Origin of the sequence: Leucobacter salsicius M1-8, assembly GCF_000350525.1 — a bacterium.
Taxonomy (GTDB): Bacteria; Actinomycetota; Actinomycetes; order Actinomycetales; family Microbacteriaceae; genus Leucobacter; species Leucobacter salsicius.
Genome location: NZ_AOCN01000006.1, coordinates 1 through 19397 on the forward strand (window position 1 = coordinate 1; position 19397 = coordinate 19397).

Annotated in this window: 10 protein-coding genes and 1 pseudogene; 2 read left to right on the forward strand and 9 right to left on the reverse strand. The window is 60.0% G+C overall.

Features of this window, described 5'->3' with window-relative positions; all coding sequences use genetic code 11:
* Positions 1–257 precede the first annotated feature (257 nt).
* The 7 genes and pseudogenes from C795_RS14750 to C795_RS0101185 form a co-directional block, all read right to left on the reverse strand.
* Positions 258–683 (reverse strand): hypothetical protein, encoded by a 426-nt coding sequence (locus tag C795_RS14750; RefSeq protein WP_017791925.1) that lies wholly within the window; start codon positions 681–683, stop codon positions 258–260.
* The gene (locus tag C795_RS14755; protein ID WP_017791926.1) at positions 680–5791 is read right to left on the reverse strand and encodes a DUF7507 domain-containing protein; all 5112 of its coding nucleotides are present in this window, start codon (positions 5789–5791) and stop codon (positions 680–682) included. The genes C795_RS14750 and C795_RS14755 overlap by 4 nt, the downstream gene beginning before the upstream one ends.
* 197 nt (positions 5792–5988) lie before the next feature.
* The gene (locus C795_RS14760; RefSeq protein ID WP_232225400.1) at positions 5989–6894 is read right to left on the reverse strand and encodes a class C sortase; all 906 of its coding nucleotides are present in this window, start codon (positions 6892–6894) and stop codon (positions 5989–5991) included.
* Between the two features lie 25 nt (positions 6895–6919).
* Positions 6920–8572 (reverse strand): annotated as a pseudogene (locus tag C795_RS0101170) (SpaH/EbpB family LPXTG-anchored major pilin); the annotation flags it as partial.
* Between the two features lie 93 nt (positions 8573–8665).
* Positions 8666–9556 (reverse strand): prealbumin-like fold domain-containing protein, encoded by an 891-nt coding sequence (locus tag C795_RS0101175; protein ID WP_157486897.1) that lies wholly within the window; start codon positions 9554–9556, stop codon positions 8666–8668.
* Positions 9557–9565: 9 nt separating this feature from the next.
* Positions 9566–10921: a DUF7927 domain-containing protein gene (locus C795_RS0101180; protein ID WP_017791930.1), complete on the reverse strand. Its 1356-nt coding sequence runs from the start codon at positions 10919–10921 to the stop codon at positions 9566–9568.
* 470 nt (positions 10922–11391) lie between these two features.
* A protein-coding gene (locus C795_RS0101185; RefSeq protein WP_157486898.1) for an IS3 family transposase occupies positions 11392–12539 on the reverse strand; the annotation gives its coding sequence in 2 pieces (ribosomal slippage) (positions 11392–12269 and positions 12269–12539; 1149 coding nt in all).
* A gap of 853 nt (positions 12540–13392) precedes the next feature.
* Between C795_RS0101185 and istA the strand changes: the two genes are divergently transcribed.
* Both istA and C795_RS0101200 read left to right on the forward strand, forming a co-directional pair.
* Positions 13393–15045 (forward strand): IS21 family transposase, encoded by a 1653-nt coding sequence (gene istA / locus C795_RS0101195; RefSeq protein WP_017791933.1) that lies wholly within the window; start codon positions 13393–13395, stop codon positions 15043–15045.
* Positions 15038–15811 (forward strand): ATP-binding protein, encoded by a 774-nt coding sequence (locus tag C795_RS0101200; protein ID WP_017791934.1) that lies wholly within the window; start codon positions 15038–15040, stop codon positions 15809–15811. The genes istA and C795_RS0101200 overlap by 8 nt, the downstream gene beginning before the upstream one ends.
* 429 nt (positions 15812–16240) lie before the next feature.
* Here the strand turns inward: C795_RS0101200 and C795_RS16390 are convergent, their stop codons facing one another.
* Entirely contained in the window at positions 16241–17449 is a 1209-nt protein-coding gene (locus C795_RS16390) for a helix-turn-helix domain-containing protein (protein ID WP_017791935.1), read from the reverse strand.
* Between the two features lie 560 nt (positions 17450–18009).
* Positions 18010–19157 (reverse strand): IS3 family transposase gene (locus C795_RS0101210; protein WP_157486900.1). Its coding sequence is split into 2 segments (ribosomal slippage): positions 18010–18887 and positions 18887–19157, totalling 1149 coding nucleotides; the frame shifts between segments, so codons are not numbered across the junction.
* Positions 19158–19397 lie beyond the last annotated feature (240 nt).

The following is a 19397-nucleotide window of genomic DNA, read 5'->3' on the forward strand; positions in this document are numbered from 1 at the left end:
TCTATAGGACCGTCCCAGGCCGCTTCAAACAAAGATGCGTGGACAGATAAGTCTTCTACCGCACCATTCCAGTTCACGCTGTCGAAGTGCTCTTGGATTGGCACTCCTGAACATGTCGTCTCGTGTGACACGGTATCCAAGTCTCCATCTCATTACTCATGCTGCTTTTCAGATTCAGGCGCGACAAAGATGTGGAATGCCCCGAATCGAACGAAACGGGGAACGAAGTTCGGGGCATTCCTTCGTGCCTGCGTGGACTATTTCAGGGGGACGAAACGTTCAACACGCAGCACGCATGAGAGGTTGTCTCCCTGAACGGGAGCTTCAACCTCCCAGCTTTCACTCGATCCGGCAGGAACCGAATCAAGGTCGACCTGCACGAGGCCGTGGGTGTCACGGTTCTCGTTGAAGGCCACATAGAGGCGGTAGCTTTGCTCTGCATCGGTAGGGTTAGTCACCGTGCCCTCGCTGACCCACCCCTCTCCTACCCGTTCACAACGAACGATGTCGGAATCCTCGAGCGCACCCACGAAACCCTCGACCGAACCTTGCTGATCGGATATCTCGACATAGCTGTTCTTAGCGCTGGTGTCGGCGTCACCGCCGGCCGCCTCTCCCGCGCATGCAGCGAGGGAGAGCGCGACCAGCGGGACGGCCAACCATTTGCCGTGTTTCAGGCTCACGCAAGCAGCTTTCTCTTGCGCGCGGCGAGCACGAGCCCCGCACCGAGCAGGAGCAGACCGAGCCCCGCAGCGACGGGCATGATCGGGCTGACACCACCGGTGATAGCAAGCGCCCCGGTCGCGACGGTTGCCGAGTCCGAATCGGTGACTGATTCGCCACCAACCGGATCGCCGCCGTTCGGAGCGAACCCGATGACCGTGGCCGTGTTGTCCACCTTGCCGGCACGCACGTCGGCATCGGTGAGCGTGTAGCTTGCGGTCGCGGTTACGGACTCACCCGGAGCCAGCACGCCGGTGGCGCCCGGCCACTGGTAGGTGAGCGACGACAGGCCCGTGAGCGGGTCGGTGATCACCACGTCACTCAGGGTGACATTGCCTGTGTTGGTTGCGACGAAGGTGTACTCCACCTTGTCGCCGGCCAGCGCCTTGCCCGTGGTCTTCCCGGTTTTCACCAGTTCGATCGCGGGGCTCGCGGGCAGCGGGGTCACAGCGGTGTCGTCATCGGTGACAGGGGTCTGCGGCTGCGGCACGTCCGGGTTCTCCGGGTCGTAGGTTGCCGGCGGCGTGCCGATGATGGTTGCGGTGTTGTGCACCTCACCGTTGTCGACATCACCCTGGGTCAGCACGTACAGTGCTTCCGCGGTGACCTGCTCACCCGGGGCGAGCACACCCGCAGCACCAGGCCACGTGTAGCTCACCTCACCCAGACCCGGCAGCGGATCAGAAATCACCACATCGGTGAGCGTCACGTTCCCGGTGTTGGTACCCGTGAAGGTGTACAGCACCTGATCGCCGGCCTTCGCGTCACCGGCGAGCACGCTGGTTTTCACCAGTGTGATCGCCGGAGCCGGAGTGACCGGAACCGTGACATCATCCTGACCTTCGACTGGATCGCGCGGATCATCGGGGTTCGCCGGGTCCACAGGTGGCAGACCCGTCGCGGTAGCGACATTGTCCACGTGACCTGCGTCGATGTCGGCCTGTGTGAGCCGATACGTGGCCGTACCTGTGACGAACTCACCCGGGGCGAGCGTGCCAGCAGCAGTTGCACCAGACCAGTCGTAGCTGACCGCCGAGAGCCCGACCAAGGGGTCAGTGATCTCTACGTCGCTCAGCGTGACGTTGCCGATGTTCGTGGCGACGAACGTGTACTCGACCAGATCGCCCACGTGCTGTGGATCTTCCTGCTGGAGTGCACCGGTCTTCACGAGCTGGATCGCAGGCTCCTGCGGTGTCGGAACGAACGCGGGATCCTCATCGGTGACCGGCTCACGCGGGATACCGGGACCCTCAGGGTCTTCGGGATCGTACGCGTTCGGCGGAGTACCCACCGTGTCGGCGAGGTTCACCACACCACCGGCATCAACATCAGCCTGGGTGAGCGTGTACGTCGCAGTGGCAGTCACTGACTCGCCCGGAGCCAGCACACCCTCAGCCGTCGCTCCGTCCCAGTCAAAGACCAGAGGAGTGAGGCCCGGCAGCGGGTCGCTGATCGTCACAGCGCTCAGCGTCGCGTCACCGGTGTTCGTTGCTACGAACGTGTAGGTGATAGTTTCGCCGGCTGCCGAAGCCCCGTCGAGCACGCCATCCTTCACGAGCGTAATCGCTGCACGCGGATCGAGCGGTGTCACCACCGTGTCCTCGTCTTCCACTGGTTCGCGCGGTGTTCCGGGGCCCTCAGGGTTCTCGGGGTCGTACGCGTTCGGCGGAGTGCCCACCGTGGTCGCGGTGTTGTCGAGGTGACCGTTATCGACGTCGGCCTGGGTGAGCGTGTAGCTCGCCGTCGCCGTCACCGAGTCACCCGGAGCCAGCACACCGGCAGCGGTCGCCTCGGTCCAGTCAAAGACCAGATCAGTGAGGTTCGGCAGCGGATCGTTGATGGTCACGCCCGTGAGTGTCAGGTCGCCGTCGTTGGTCGCGACGAAGGTGAACTCCACCAGATCGCCAGCTTTTGCGTCACCGGCGAGTTCGCTGGTCTTCACCAGTGTGATCGACGGTTCGGCAGGGGTCGGCAGATCCACATCGTCCTCTACTGGAGGAAGCGGGTCAGGTGTCTCGCCACCCGGCGGGGTGGGAGGCGTACCGGTCGCCGATGCGGAGTTGTAGACGTGCCCCGCGTCGATGTCGGCCTGCGTCAGCGTGTACACGGCAGACGCCTGCACTGACTCGGTCGGAGCAAGCACACCTACGGCACCGGGCCAAGCATCGTCAGCGAACACGATTGACACGCCAACATGAGCCAGCATCTCATCGTTCACAGTAACGCCGGTGAGGGTCTGGTTGCCCGTGTTCGTCACGGTGAAACCGTACGTGATGTTGTCACCTGCGACGGCATCACCGTCAAACTCGCCGGTTTTCACGAGGGAGAGGGCAGGATCCGTGTGCACCGGAACCGTGACGTCGTCTTCGTCCTGCGGGGTGATGAACTCACCGGGATTCTGCGGGTCCTCAATCGGGGAGACACCGGTAGCGATCGCCACGTTATCCACCTGGCCAGCGTCGATGTCGGCCTGCGTGAGCGGGTAGCTTGCGCTGCCTGCAACACTCTGACCAGCAGTCAGCACGCCGACCTCACCCGGCCATGCCGAGTCAGCGATCGTCATCGTCACGCCAGCGTCAGCCAGCATCTCATCGGTCACCTGCACCTTGGTGAGGGTGACATTCCCGGTGTTGGTGACCGTGAACGTGTAATCCACAAGGTCACCGATCTCAGAGGTATCGGTGATGTCGAGCGTACCGTCCTTGATCAGCGAGATCGCGGCGGTCTGAGCAAGGTCGACCTGGGCCGGATCCTCATCAGTGACCGGTGTCTGCGGAATACCAGGACCGTTCGGGTTTTCAGGATCCATCAGATTCGGTGGTGTGCCAACGGTGTCTGCAAGGTTCACAATCGAACCAGCATTCCGGTCTGCCGAAGTCACCGTGTACGTCGCCGTGCCGGTCACGAAGTCGCCCGGTTCGAGCACGCCCTCAGCGGCCGCGTCGTCCCAGTCGTAGCTGATCACCGAAAGCCCGGTCATCGGGTCATTGATCGAAACACCAGTCAAGGTGACGTTGCCAGTGTTCGTCGCAACGAAGGTGTAGGTCACGGTGTTCTCATCAACAGACAGCGCACCGGTTTTCACCAGTTCGATCTCAGGATCACTCTCGGGTCCCTCGATCGTCACCTCGGCTGGGGGTGTCACCGGCGGTGCTGGGGGGTTCTCCGGGTCAGGACCAACAGGCGGCGTACCGGTCGCGGTGGCCGCGTTGTGCACGAACCCGCGATCAACATCAGCCTGGGTAGCCGTGTAGGTCGCGGTCGCAGTCGCGATCTGCCCCGGCGCAAGCACACCATCAGCGTTGCCGGCAGGCCAGGTGTAGGTCAGTGCTGACAGTCCCACGAGCGGGTCGGTCACCGTGACACCGCTGAGCGTCGTGTTGCCGGTGTTCTCGATCGTGAAGGTGTAAATGATTTTGTCACCGAGCTCATAGCTGTCGACGTTAGCTTCCTTCTCGAGCGTCAGAGCAGGGTTGAGCGTCGGACCCGTAACGGTCGCGTCGTCAGTGTCGGTCACCGGGTCAGGCGTCTCACCACCGGGCAGGGTGGGAGGGGTTCCGGTGGCGGTTGCCGTGTTGTCGATCTTGCCGGCATCAAGGTGTGCCTGCGTGATCGTGAGAGTTGCTGTGCCTGTAGCAGTTTCAGTTGGAAGCAACACGTTAGGCGCACCCGGCCAAACCTCAAACGTGACGTCGGTGAGCCCAGCGAGCGCATCATTCACGTCAACGTTCGTCAGTGCGACTTCACCGTCGTTCTCGACCAGGAAGGTGTAGGTGATGAGGTCACCGACAGCCGCGTAGGTCAACGGGTCAGCGGTCTTCGTCAGCGCAATGCTGGGCACGAGTTCAGCCTTGGGCGCTGCGGTGATCACACATTCAACGTCAGTGCCTCCGGTAACCGCAGGGAATACAAGATCCCATGCAGGAGCGTCACCGGTGACCTCAACGTTTTCACCGGCAGCATCAACACAGACGACCGAGAGATCGTAATTCGACAGATCGGTGTCACTGACCCCGGTGGTGGATACTTCGTAGTTGCCGCCGGGCTCAGTAATAACGGGGCCAGCATACTCATCCTGAATACCCGTGGTGCTACCCGAGGTGGTGGCGTCATCGTCGTCTAGGGTGCCTTCGCCAATGATGTCGAGCTGGAACTGGTCAGCATCGTCATCACGGCCCTGCACATCAATCTTGAGGGTCAGAGTGTTCGGGAAGTGCCTACTCGCGAGGTCAACAAAATTGTTCCCACCGGTGCTGATGGTTTTTGTCGCGACATGCTCGAGACGCGCCATGTTGTACTCGACAAGATAGGTGTCGTTACCACTTGTCGTCGTCCCAAACACGTTTCCGTTGCCGCCGAACGCAATACCGTTCGCTCCTTGGCTCGAGAGATCCGTGAATGCAGGCACATTTGCAATGAGTCGCATGGGCACGACACTGCTGCTCGCGCTCGTCGGCAATGCTGAAGCCGGAGTTTCGTAGAGGTTGGCTGCGACGAAGGTGTAGAGGGTTCCGTTGCGCCCAAAGGTGAAGTCGCCGTTTGCGCTAGAGCCTTGATGCTGGAGCGTGCCTACTTGAAACACCTGGTCATTCGCAGGGTTGAAAGCGTAGACGTTCGCACTGCCGGAGAAGTAAAAGATTCCATTGATCGGTGAAACCGCCCCGCGCAGTGAACCGTTGCCGTAGCCAGAAGGCACATCAAAACTGCGCGTGTCGCCGGTCAGGCTGTCGTATTGGCGTAGCTGGATGGGCCCGGTGTCCCCCGTGGTGGTGTTGTCAACGGTATAGGCGTAACGTCCGTCCGGAGAGATACCGAGGGAGTTTGATGACCTGTTCTGATTGCGCTGACCGGTCGCTTCTGCGGGGCTTATCACGGTACTGGTGTCGGTGTTGATCGCGAAGATTCCACCGTTGTCTGCGGTGTTTGCAGGGCCGCGCACACCATAGATTGATTCAGCGTTGTTACTAAACGGATCCGGCGGTGTCGCGCTTGCTGCAGTAGCGCCGCCGAACACGAGCGAAGAGGCGACGACTGCCGAGGTTGCAATGCCACCTAGAAGACGTTTCATTCCGCGTTTCACCCCACTCGGTGTGCGGTCGGCAGAACCCAACGGCTCTACCTCTCTAACGTTGTCTCTCAATCCTCTTCCTTTCCTTCGAACGGAGGGTGGCCCCACGAATCGCATAGGATCCCCAAGCCAAGCTAGGTGGCTTCGGCGCTGTGTTTGCCGGCTGCTGCAATAGATCACCCCAGCAGCCCGCTTTCTCACACCTGATTGGCCACTCGCGGCTTTCGAAAGAGCAGCCACCAGGTCGCGGTGGTCCCGCCAATGAATACGACTGCCCACCAGGGGAAGCCGGCGGTGACGTCGCTTTGCATTTCACCTATAGAGTCGGGTGGGGCTTCGATTCGCTCCCCCCGCACCAGCAGTCTGTGGCTGTTCACGCCGACCGGCGTGCAGGTAAACAGCGTCACGAAGTCGCGGCCCTCGATAATCTGCATCTGTCGCAGGTCGTTCGGCTCGACGATCTCAATGTTTTCAACGCGGTACCAATGCCGCTCACCGAGCACCTCTACCCAGAACTCATTTCCCAGTTCGACATTGTGCAGCGGGGTGAACAGTGAGGCTGAGGGCAGCCCAGAGTGGGCGGTCAACACCGCGTGAGTCGAAGGCCCACCAACGGGCAGTGATGAGCCATAGAGGTGACCGGCACCCTTAGAGATGACCTCATCATCGGTGCCATGGTGGACCGGCAGGTCGATGCCTGCGTCGACAAACTTGATACGGCTGATCACGCCAGAGTCGCTGACCCGTAGCAGTTGCTCATAAGCGGCGTAGCCTGCATCGGTGTCGACGCCCGCCGACTCGTAGGCGAACGGGTCACGCAACGGCCCTTGCGGCATGCCACTGTTATATGCGTCGGCGAGCCGCAACGCTTCGCTGCGCTCGGTGGGCGTGATGCCCGCGGTCGCTTCGCGGTACTGGGAAATCTCGTTGTTGTGCGTCAGGCGCGAAAACCAGTCGGCGGTTGAAGGGTAGAGCAAAATGCCGAGCCCCATGATGATCACTGCCATGACGAGGGCGGATCGCCGCCGGTCACGACCAACGGGCTCTGCCCGCGGCGTGTCGTGCGCCGCGGGCAGAACCCGTTGGTGAAAAGGTGCGTTCAATTGTCGTTACTGAACTGCATCGTCGTTACTGAACGGCTGGCTTCTTCTTGCGAAGCGCGAATGCCAGACCACCACCGATCAGCGCGAGACCCACGATGGTGAACATCAGGTTACCCGTGCCACCCGTGAGTGGCAGCTGGAAGCCGCCGTTAGACGGCACGTTCTCGATCACGGTTGCAAGCTCCACCGTCTGCTGCGCTTGAGTGACGGTCACACGAATCGGCTCTGCGAGCAGTTCGTAGTCGGGGTGCGCTTTGGTCTCTACGATCCAGTAGTACTGCCAGTCAACATCGTCAGCGATCGTCGCACCGTTTGCGTAATCTGAGTGGCGCACACCCGAAATGCGCACGACTCCGTCGTGGTCGGTCACGAAGACGCTCTCACCGTTGATCGTGACGGGGTCACTGCCAGCGAGCGCGTTTGCTTCGGTGGTGAACACCTGGAACTCGACGCCTTCGATCGTGGTGTCGTTGTCGCGTGCGTCAACCTTCTCGATGAGGATGTCGCCCCAGCGGCTCTCGGGCTCTGGCGAGAGCACCGGGGTGTCGCTGTCGACAGCGCTCTGGTTCGGAAACAGCTGTGCCTGGTTCGAGATGATGCCGTCACCGATGGTGCCCGCGTCTTCGGGCGGCGTGGTGAGGCTGGTGATAACGGTGGTCAACACGACCTGCACCTTCACATCTGCCGGTGCCGTAGCTTGGGAGACCGCGAGGCCGAGCTTGGCGAGACCCGCGGGGGTGAAGGTCAGGGTGAGGTCAGCGCCAGCAGTGGTTGCGTTCGGATCCCACGCAATGGTGTAATCGTCGACAGCTGTCAATGCGTCACCGTTGACCATGGTCACGGCCACCGCGTTGCTGGCTGCCGGGGTCAGGCGCACGTCAAGGTCGTCCTTGATCACGTACGCGGTCGGTGCAAAGAACTTCAGGTTGTCTGCGGCCACTGCCTCATCTGCATCGAACTCGGGGTTCGCGACAAGGGGAATGTCGCCGGTGATCGTCCAGCTGATCGCGTCACCGACGCGGGTTGCGCCAGCGTCTTGCACGGCCTTGTTCACACCCGTGATCGAGTTCTTCGGGTAGACGTGCAGGTCGTAGTTCCACCGTTCGTTCGGGCCGATGCCCTCAGCCGCATCGCCCACCGGGTCAGTGAGCGGAACAGCCATCACCCACGGGGCAGCCTTGGTGACGTTTGCTGGGGCGGCGGTCTCGGTGAAGAGGTAGAGACCCACTGGCAGGTTTGCGAAGACCGCTGGCTGGTAGGGGCCGCCTTCAGGCCCGGTATTTTCGGTCGCTACATCCCCCAGGTCGACAGTAGCCGCGACACCACCGAAGGTCCAGGTGCCGTCCGCGGCACGCACGAGCTGAGCGGCATTCAGCCACCCCTCGTTCGTGGTGAGGTCAAGGTCGTGGATGATGCCACCGACCGTGACGCTCTCGATCTGCTCAGCAGTGAACGTCACCCCCGCAATGGTGGGTGCCGTAACAGTCTGTTCCAGGCCGTTGGCTGGGCCGCCCGAAGTGGCGCCCTGCTCATGCTTGTGCACAGTAACGGTGCCCTGAATTGGCTCCCCACCCGTGCCGGGCAGAATGAGCGGGCTGTTTGCGAGCCCCGGGCCTTCTGCGTTGGCGACGCCGGCGCCGCCGACGGCGAGCAGTAGCGCTGCGGCTGCTGCCGCTACCGCGGCTAACGCGGTTCACGCGCGTTTCTTGATGGTCATGGTGTTCCTCTCGTTAAGAATGGGTGAATCGTGAAACATGTATAAGGCGGTAAATCAATGTGCGTGACGTGCACGCTCCCGCCCACGGCGGTTCAGCACCCAGGCTGCGCCGAGCCCACCGAGGAGCAGCACGAGCGCACCGCCGACCGTGAACCACGCTGTCGACACCCCACCTGAGAGCGGCAGCGCCTGCAACTTCGTGTCATACACCTGCATCAGCCAGCCGGTCTGCATTACGCAAGCTTCGGTGCCGTTGCTGGGCAGTTGGCTCGGGTTGGTGCAGCGGTCCAAGAAAAACTCGGGGTTCGCGCGGTCGTTGAGGTCGAGCTGGTTGCCTGCGGCGACGCCACCCACAACGAATGGCACTGGCTCTGCGAAGAGCTGGTGGCCGGTCGGCGCCCGGGTCTCGATGAGCTCGTACGACCCCTCAGCGAGGTTGCGGCCGTGCCATGACCCCGCAGCCTGCCCATAACTGTCGTCGACCAGTGGGTAGAAGAGCGCACACATCTCAACCATCGGCTCATCGTGCAATTGGAGGTAGTTATTGTAGTCAATGAGCGACTGGTAGGTGCTCGACGCTTCGCCCCAGTCGGTTGTGGCCGCACTTGAATAGGTGCCAATCGCGTCACCTGGGCTCCACGTATCGTTGCCTGCGTCATATGTTGCCGCGTAATTACTCCAGCAGAGGTTCGCTGAAGCAGACCCGGCAGGCCAACCAGCGGCGAGTGTCGCATCGCGAATCTCGAACTCGGCCCCCGTCAGGTTCCACACGGTGTTGCCTGCGGCGTCGCGTTCGGTGGAGTTCTTTTGAATGTGAAAGTAGTTGTCGCCCACGGTATGGGTCACCTGGCACTGTGCGTCGATTGGCGTCTCGCCGAGCACACATTCGTTAGGCGGAAGCGACGTCGAGGTCGCCCCCACGCTGTTGATGAATGGTGCGAGCACGGCGGGCGGCTACTTCACTGTGTCGCCGTCCATTTGAAACTCGGTCGGGTCGCTCGGATCCGCCGCGCCGCCAACCTTCACGATGTACACAATCTGCGCGCGCACCTCATCTGCCTCGAGGGTAAACCCGGGCAGCGTCGTCGTCCATGTCCAAGTCGGGTTAGACGGGTCTGCACTGCCGGAGTGCACAGGGTAGAGCTGCGACTGGGTGAACGCACCAGCGTCCCACGCGTTATTCGGGGTCTCGCTGAAGCTACGCACTACGTTGCCGTCAGCATCGTAGGTCTTGAGGTCAAAGCGATACTGTGGCCCATAATCTGGTGCGTTCGGATCCATGCGCGCGACCCCCATCACCTCTGACATGTCGTCTACGACTTCGATGCCTGCGATTACGGTGTCTTGCGCACCGACCTTGGTCACGTTGACCATGTAGTAGATGTTGCCGCCCTCGTGCAGCCATGCTCCGTTGGGCGGCTGCGACTGCTTCGACACCGTCCACGCCTCAATCGGGTGCGTCGTACAGTTGGGGTCTTCTGCTGTGCACTCGGCGGGCGGTTGCTCACCTGTGGGGCGAAGGTAATTGTTCAAGACGTAGTCAGTGCCAGTGTTGGAGTTCGGCCGTTCGGCACTGTTGTCTTTCACTACGACCTCAAACCACACGGTGCGGGTCGACTCTGCAGGCACGACACCAGTGATCACCATTTGCTGGGCGCTGGGAGCTGTCGCCTCGACGCCTGGACTAAGAGGCGAGGCGGCGGCAGCTGGGTAGCCAGTCTCGGTGCCGTCTCCGTAGCGAATGCTGCCCGCAACGAAGTCTGCATCGTCAAGCACGTCGGCGAGGTAGTCGATGTGGTCGACATCTGCCGCCGCGAGCCCGGTGCTGTTGTCGAACTCGAGCTTGTACTGCACGGTTTGGCCGGCGGTAACGTTGGTGGTGCTCACCGGGTTTCCCGTCTTGGTGGTTTCTAAGTTTGGACGAAGCGGACCATTCGTGAAGACGCACTTCATCTGTTGTGCGCCCGAAGAAGCCCCAGGAACCTCAGTGAGATAATCAAAACTCACTTCACGCCCGTTGCCACTCGCAAATACCGTGCCCCGTGAACCATCGGGGTTCTCGACAAAGCATTCGTAGGTCGAACGGTAACTCGTTGCGTTGGCTGTGATGGTCTCGCCAACGGTAATCACGCCTCCGGCGAGAAGCGGCAATGGCCCAATCTGTTGCGACTGCAGACCGGCGCTGTTGCCCTGAGTAGTGATCGAGTCGAATGTGTGGATGACGCCAGAAATGAGCTGGTTTCCGGTCAACGTGAACTGGTCGCCCGCGGCGAATCGCTCGCCCTCTACGATCTTCTGCACAGTCAGCACCGGTGGGCTCGTCGACGAGGCTACCCGTGACGGTCGTGTTCGTGCGCGCATTGCCAATCGACGCAAACGTCGCGGGGTTTGTCATAATTTGCGCATCGCTCTGCTCCATCATCAAATGTCCGGTAGCGGTGTAGGCGAGTCCGTTCACACCGTTTCCATTGCGCGGGTTGTAGCGCGCGGTCTGGCCCCAGGCACCGACAGTTGACGTCGGCAACACCGTCCGCACACTCGGTGTGCTTGGATTTGTGTATTGAATCGTCGGCAAATCGCCGAATTGATCGAAGGTCAGCGTCGCGAGCATCGCTCGTCCCTGAGTGTTGGCAGTGCCGTGGTTGCTCACAGTAAGCAGCAAGTTGCCGACCGCGTCGAAGGCAATGTCGCCATTGCGGCTGGTGCCGAAGCCTTGTGGTGAGCGTATATCGAAGTGCGCAACTTCACCGGCCGCCGGTTGACCTGGGCCGCCCCCGTTGTTAGGTCCGCTCGGTATGCGAGTCGATCTCTTCTAACTGGTGGGTGCAAGATCGAGCGTACTCGACCGGAGTGCGGTAGCCGAGCGAGGAATGCCGACGATCATGGTTGTACTCGTGCTTCCAATCGCTGATCACGACCCTGGCATGCAGCAGCGAGTAGAAGCTGTTGATATTCAAACACTCGTCACGGAGCCTTGAATTGAAGGACTCAACATACCCGTTTCGCCAAGGCTGACCGGGCGGAATGTACGAGAGCCCGGTTCTCGTGCCAGCCCACTCTGTGACAGCGGCGGAAATGAATTCGGGCCCGTTGTCACTACGCAGCACCATCGGCGCTCCACGCTCGGCAACGAGCTCCTCAAGATGCGCGATGAAACGTTCAGCGGTGATCGATCGCTCTACAAGACCGCCCAAGCATTCACGAGTGTACTCGTCCACGATGGAGCAGATCTTGATAGCTTTGCCACGCTCGCAGGCATCGAACTGAAAATCGACCGCCCACACCACGCCCGGAGCGGTCGCTGTGGGCGTGTCAACAGTTGATGACCCCACACGCTTCCGCCGTCGTTTCTGTGGCACCCGCAGCCCTTCTTCTCGCCACAACCGTTGCACCTTCTTGTGGTTCACGTTCCAGCCCTCAGCACGGGCCTCGTGATACGCGCGGCGGTATCCCCACCTCGGGTGCTTCTTCGCAAATACTCGGAGCCAGTCGCGCAACGCCTGGTCGGGATCTGCCAGGGTGTCACCTTTCAAGGGTCTGCGCCAGGCGGAGCGAGAGAGCCCGGACAGGCGGCACGCCATGCGCTCACTGATCTGCAATGTGCGAATCAGGTGCGTGATTGCGGCGCGACGTCTGCCCGGGCCTAGAAGTTTCCCTCCGCAAGCTCCTTCAGCGCAGCCTTCTCAAGTTCAGCCTCGGCGAGGAGACGCTTCAGAGTCGCGTTCTGCTTCTCGAGCTGTTTGAGGCGCTTCGCGTCGTCGGCTTTCATGCCACCGTACTGGTTCCGCCACCGGTAATAGGTTTGCTCAGTAACCCCGAGCTCACGGCACGCATCGGCGACGGTATTGCCCTCCCCGAGCAGGCGGTCGGCTTGACCGAGTTTCCGTACGTTCTGCTCAGGGGTGTGACGCTTTCTTTGATTGCTCATCGTGTGATCCATTCTCCCCACAAAAGCGGGGTGCTGGATTCACATAACGAATGGACCTAGAAAAAGGGGTCAGCCCAACTGCACCGCCCACAATGGTGCCGCCACCAGCTGAGTTCAGTGACAGGTCCGTAACCACGCGCCGGGGTGCGCATGCCCATCCCTCAGCCGTTGAGCCGGTAGGCGCGCTGCTATTCCAGCAGAGGCCTCCGGGGTTGCTGGCGCCCGGCATCGCCATCATTTCATAGCGCCAGACATCAACTGTGCCCGCCCGAGAATCAGTGCCCGACTGCGTTGTATAGTAGAAGACTCCGTCAGCTGTGACCCCGAGCGCGTTGGCGTTGCGTCCGTTCACACCCGAAAGTGTGCGAGCGCCACCCATAACGATGTTGCCTTGTGCCACTGGAGTCGTGGCGGAAGGGTCGAACGTCAACTGCCGAATACGAATGACCGGCGGACTGTTGCTTGTACTTCGATCGAGCGCGTAGTACACGTTCGGGTTCGCAGTGAAATCAGGAACTGACAACGGTGAGATACCAAAGTCGGCCCCAAGGCTTGCCTCGTCCTCAGCACCCAGGAGCGCGTGGTCTTTACCCTGCTCGGGAGCTGCTGCTGACTCGCTTTCGCTACGTGCATCGGCAGCTGCATCATTGTCGCTTCCTGCATCGCTGCTGGTGTTATTCAATTCTGTGACGTCGTTGATCGGTGGCTGTGCTGTTTAGAAGGCGCTTCGGAAAGCGCGTGTGCAACGATCGGAAAGCATTGATGTAAGCATCGGGTAGCGCTCTCGATGGCTTCTGGCTGAGGATGGCTCTTACCCTGGCGACGAGTGTTCGCTGGGGCGAGAGGAATTCTAATGACGGATTATCGGCAGCTGATGCTGCTTTTGATAGAAAAACGCTCTTACCGGGAGATTGCTACGCGGCTGGGCTGCTCGCAGCGCACGATCGCTAAGGTACGCCGCGTGCTCGACGAGCAGCAACTCGTCGGCAGTGAACAGGTTGCGGCGTTGGCGCTGGAAGAAATCGACGGGCTCTTCTCCGACGGACGCAAGAGCGCAGCGGACGGGTTTGTGCCAGTGGACATCGACAAGGTGGTCCAGTCGAGGTTAGGGCGGAAGAAACCGCCGTTGAAAGTACTCTGGGCCAAATACCTGCAAACAGATGCTCCTGCTGGGGTACGCCATTACGGGTACGAGCGGTTCTGCCAGATTATTGCTGAGTATGTACGCGTGAGAGACCTCACCGCCCCGATCAAGCATGTGCCCGGGCATACGATGCAAGTCGATTGGGCGGGCACCCGCATGCAGATCATCGACCCGATCAGTCGAGCAACCACCCCGGTGTCGGTGTTCGTCGCGTCACTGCCGTACTCCGGACTCGTGTTCGCGTATGGCTACCTCGATGAGAAACAACCTGCCTGGCATGACGCTCACCGACGCGCATTCGAGTACGTGAACGGTGTCACCCTGCTGGTCGTGCCCGACAACGCTTCGACGGCATCGAACCAGATCAGCAAGGCCTCGCGTGCTCGTGACGTGAACGGCTCCTATGCGGAGTTTCTCGAGCATTACCGGACCGCTGCTGTTCCCACGAGGTCAGCTGCTCCAAGAGATAAAGGGAACGTCGAAGCTGGGGTGAAAGTCGTCACGAATTGGGTCATTCACTACCTCAATGATCAAGTGTTCGCGTCACTCGATGATCTCAACGGAGCAGTCGCAGAGCGTGTGGAATGGATCAACCGCAGGATCCCGTTCCGGGGTGAACAGCGCAGCCGGATGGACTGGTTTGAGGAGGCCGAGAGGACGGGTCTCCTCGAGTTGCCAGCTCAGAGATGGGAGCCGGTGGTGTGGCGCAAAGCAAAAGTACATCGCGACTGGCATGTCCAGATCGACACCATCAAGTACTCAGTTCCGTACGAGTTCGCTGGCCTGAACGTCGACGTGCGTATCGTCGGCGAACAACTCGATGTGCTTGCTGATGGCGCAGTGATTGCGACGCATCAGCGCGGCAGCCATCGGAACGGGTATGTCACCGATGCTGAACATGCGCCCGCCTATCTGGAAGAAACGGCGGGGCTCTGGACGCGCGCCTATTTTCTCAGACAGGCCGCGAAAGTAGGGCCCGGAACGGTCGCCGCGCTCACGAGGCTGCTCGATGGGAAGAAGATCGAGGCACAAGGGTTCCGGTCATGCATGAACATCCTCGATCTCGGGAAGCGGGGCAGCCGGCAGCAGCTCGAACGCGCCTGCAAACAGCTCACCGATAACGACGCACACAGGCAGATCAGTTATACCGCCGTGAAACACGCGCTGGCAGTTGTCAGAGCTGAGCAAGACGAGCGCCCCCAAATCATACGATCAGGTGCGAGGACAACGGGGACCGAATCTCCTCACTCGCGTCGAATCGCTGGCCGCGACACGAGCGGCGCGCATCTGGCAGGGCCCGGGGCGTTCAGCCTCGAAGCACTCACCGGCATCCAGCCAGGAGCGGAGGGGGCCGATGTTTGAGCAGCACCTCACTGAGGACGACATGCCCCTGTTCACCAAACTGCGATTGACAGCATTTGGTGAAACCGTCATTAACATCGCGAACGATCCCTCGTTTGATGAGTGGTCGTTCTCGCAGAAGATCAGGCACGCGCTGAATCAAGAGACCGAGGCTCGGGGTGAGCGTCGTATGTTGAAACTGTTGAAAGCGTCGCGCACCCCGAACCCTGCCGCCTGTGTCGAGGACATCCACTACCTCGACGGCCGCTCGTTACACCGTGAAGTAATTGCCAGACTTGCTGCATGTAGATGGGTAGATCACTGCACAAACCTTGTCATTCTCGGGTCATCGAGCGTGGGAAAATCATACCTCGCGCAAGCAATGGTGAATGCAGCCTGCCGCCGTGATTACACGGCAAGGTATTACCGGTTGGATGACCTCGCGAACCAGCTCGCGGTCTATCACCACACCGATCCAGCCAGGTTGAAGTTCTTACAAGACCTCCATGCCTGCGACGCGTTAGTCCTGGATGACTTTCTCACGACGCCGATCAGTAGTGAGACCGCTGCCGAGGTCCTCAATATTCTCGCCGCGAGGGAGGGCCGGGGCGCGACCGTGGTGACGAGTCAGTTCGATCCCGAGGACTGGTACAAATCACTTCATGATGCAGTGGTCGCGGAGTCAATATTGAATCGGATCGTGTCGAACGCAGAGATCGTGCAGTTGGCCGGCCCGAACATGCGTAGGCACACGGTCACTGGCATCGATAGCGGGCTTGAGGTATAGCTCAAGGGTCATGCGTGGGTGCAGCGAGCACTTTACGGTCGTTGCACCCACGCTTTCCGATCGTTACACACGCGCTTTCCGAAACGTCGACTAAACATGTGCAGCGTCAGCGGGTTCTCCATCCTCATGCGTTGGAGATTGAGATACCCATTGCTTCGCGAAAGCCGGGGCTATGTCAAGACCAGGTGTAAGTCCACCAACGATCACCGCGAGGCCGAGTGCGAGCGAAGCTACCGACCGCCTACGACCTCCGCTAAGCCGTACGCAAGCACGAGCTTTCGAGTATCCCAAAATTCACCTTCGTACCCATTCACAGAACCCAATGGTCGACATAAATGGTGTCCTACGAGCAGGCGCGAACAGCCAGTTTGAGTTCTTCTCTCACCCGTAGACGACAAAAAACCACCCGCATCGGAGCCGTTCCGTGAACTACCACCAGCCGACTGCCTCCGCTCGCAACACAGCGGCTTCGCGGCTGGTGACCCCAAGTTTTCGATAGATAACTTTCAAGTGGCTTTTGAGGGTGTTCAACGAGACGAACAGTTCATCCGCAATCTGCGACTGTGTCTTTTCTTCTACAAGAAGCCGCAGCACCTGAAACTCCCTGCCAGTGAGCTTCATCTGTGATTCTGTTTGGGTGAGTGTTGCAGGTGTGTCCGTGGGTGGTCGAAGGGGCCACCCTTCGACCTGATTCTCAGCGAATTGGAGAACTTCTTGGGCGAACAATGCCAAATTCTCGCTCGTAACCCCACCTTGGAGCGCCGCATACAGCGCTTCTCGAGCCTCATTCTCGCGTCCGAGCTGGAGGTAAGCTGCGCTGAGGCCAGCAAACCGCCAGAGTTCGCCCTGGCGCAAGCCCCTCCATTTATCCGCGGCTAGTAACTGTGCGACTTTGATTGCCTGTTGCGGCTGTTTCATCGCCAAGTTGAGCTGGATCAGGGCAGCTTGAGTGGCGACATAATCCGGGTCTGCCTCCAACAAGAGGCTTTGCGCAACAAACACATCGCCTGAGAGCAGGTGCACGGTTGCGCGCGATATCGCAAACACACTGCCGCTGACGCCTTCTCCGTCGACACGAGGGAATGGTAGCCCTTCAAGCATCTTGAGCCGCGGCAGCAATTCTCGGTGGTTGCCGCCACACTCGAGAAGACGGCCCAAGCCGATGATATAGAACGGCCACATCTCCCCGATTGACTGCAACTGAATTGAATCGATGAGCTCGATTGCTTCTTGGGCATCCGATATGTTGGCAAGCGCCTCGGCGAGCTGTGCGGTTGCGTCGATCAGTGGTTCAGCCCAGCTACCGCTGGGGGCAATGGCTGCAGCCTTCTCAAGGTTCGAACGCGCGTCTACGAGCCTCCCGAATAACACATGCACCAATGCGGCCTTCGCAAATGCATCACGGGTCAGGAATGACAGCGCAGGCACCGTGGGCTGCACCTGTGCGCGCACAAAGTATTCGAGTGCACGTTTAAAATCACCAGCAAGCATTGAGGTGATGCCCGCCTGTAACGGGATCATTATCGGCCAACCACTGCGATCACCAAATAACGGATCAACCACATCGATGCGGCTGTCAACCTTGCTGAGCCAGTGATGCGTTTCATGTGCACGGCCACTGAGTCGCAAGGCAGCCATTCGCCCGATCAGATGCAGCGGTTCCAAGGCCGCAGACGTCGAGACTTCCCTCCAGGCGGGTAATGCAAGTTTGCGTTGATCTGAGTTTCGACCTGGGAACAAGAGATCTAGAAAGCTGCGAGCGGTACCACGTGTGTCTAGCCCAGCTTCAGCAACGCTCTCAAGCATCTCTTGAAAGAGATCAGTTTGTAGCCCGAAATACGCTGGGAGTGGGCTGCGTTCTATGGCTTTGATGAGGGCCGAGAGGTCTCCGCTTCGATAGAGTTCTTCGAATCTTTGCGTCATCTTATGAAGCGCTGACCTTGAGTCCTGGTCAGTGACTCTCTTCGGCAATTCCACTCCCTCTGGCGCGTTGGCTTTGAATAGTTAAACCTGGCTCGTTCTGGCCTAAAGTACACACTCAGAATTCACAGCCTATGCCTTCACTGGCCGAAAGTGGTCCCCCGCCGCACAACATCTCGTTAACTATCTACAATGTCGAGTTGAATACGGGTACCGCTGCGCACCCTCTCGAAGTTCACCCTTTTATTCGCTAAATTCACCCTGGGCCGCCCCCGTTGTTAGGTCCGCTCAGTATGCGAGTCGGTTTCTTCTAACTGGTGGGTGCATGATCGAGCGTACTCGACCGGGGACCGGTATCCGAGCGAGGAATGCCGGCGCTCATGGTTGTACTCGTGTTTCCAGTCGCTGATCACGACCCGAGCATGAAGCAGCGAGTAGAAACTGTTGATGTTCAAGCACTCGTCACGGAGCCTCGAGTTGAACGACTCTACATATCCGTTGCGCCAGGGCTGGCCCGGTGGAATGTACGATATTCCGGTTCTTGTGCCTGCCCACTCTGCCACGGCGTCGGAGATGAACTCCGGCCCGTTGTCACTGCGCAGCACCATTGGTGCCCCGTGTACGGCGACGAGTTCCTCGAGATGCCGGATGAATCGCTCGGCGGTGATCGACCGCTCCACAAGACCGCCCAAACATTCGCGGGTGTGTTCGTCTACGATCGAGCAGATCTTGATCGCTGTGCCGCGCTCATCGACATCGAACTGGAAATCGACCGCCCAGACAACGCCCGGCGCAGTCGCGGCAGGCGCTTCGATAGTTGAAGCCCCGATGCGCTTGCGCCTGCGCTTCTGTGGCACGCGGAGCCCTTCTTCACGCCATAAACGCTGCACCTTCTTGTGGTTCACGTCCCAGCCCTCGGCGCGGGCATCGTGATACGCGCGACAGTACCCCCACCTCGGGTAATTCTTCGCAAACACCCGCAGCCAGTCGCGAAGCGCCCGGTCGGGATCTGCTGGAGTGTCACCTTTGAGTGGCCGCCGCCAGGCGGAGCGGGAAAGCCCGGCCAGACGGCACGCCATACGCTCACTGATCTGCAGGGTGCGAATCAGGTGGGCAATCGCGGCACGTCGTCTACCCGGGCCTAAAAGTTTCCCTCAGCCAACTCCTTGAGCGCGGCCTTCTCGAGCTCAGCCTCAGCGAGCAACCGTTTCAAGGTCGCATTCTGCTTCTCGAGTTCTTTCAACCGTTTCGCGTCGTCGGCTTTCATCCCGCCGTACTGGTTGCGCCACCGATAGTAGGTTTGCTCCGTGACGCCGAGCTCGCGGCAGGCATTGGCGATGGTGTTGCCCTCGCCGAGGAGCCGGTCGGCTTGCCCGAGTTTGCGGACGATCTGCTCCGGGGTGTGACGTTTTCGTTGCTTGCTCATCGTGTGATCCATTCTCCCCATGATCGCGGGGTGTTGGACTCACATAACGAATGGACCTAGAAAACGGGGTCAGCCCAGGCAAACGCATACATTTTCAGCCGAACGCATACATCAACGCATACAGTTTTTCGGGTGTTTTCTGTTGATAAATCAACAGAGTCTCTCTAAATGTATGCGATGTATGCGTGTATGCATTGCTCATCTCATACACACGCGCACACGCGCACACGCGCACACTGA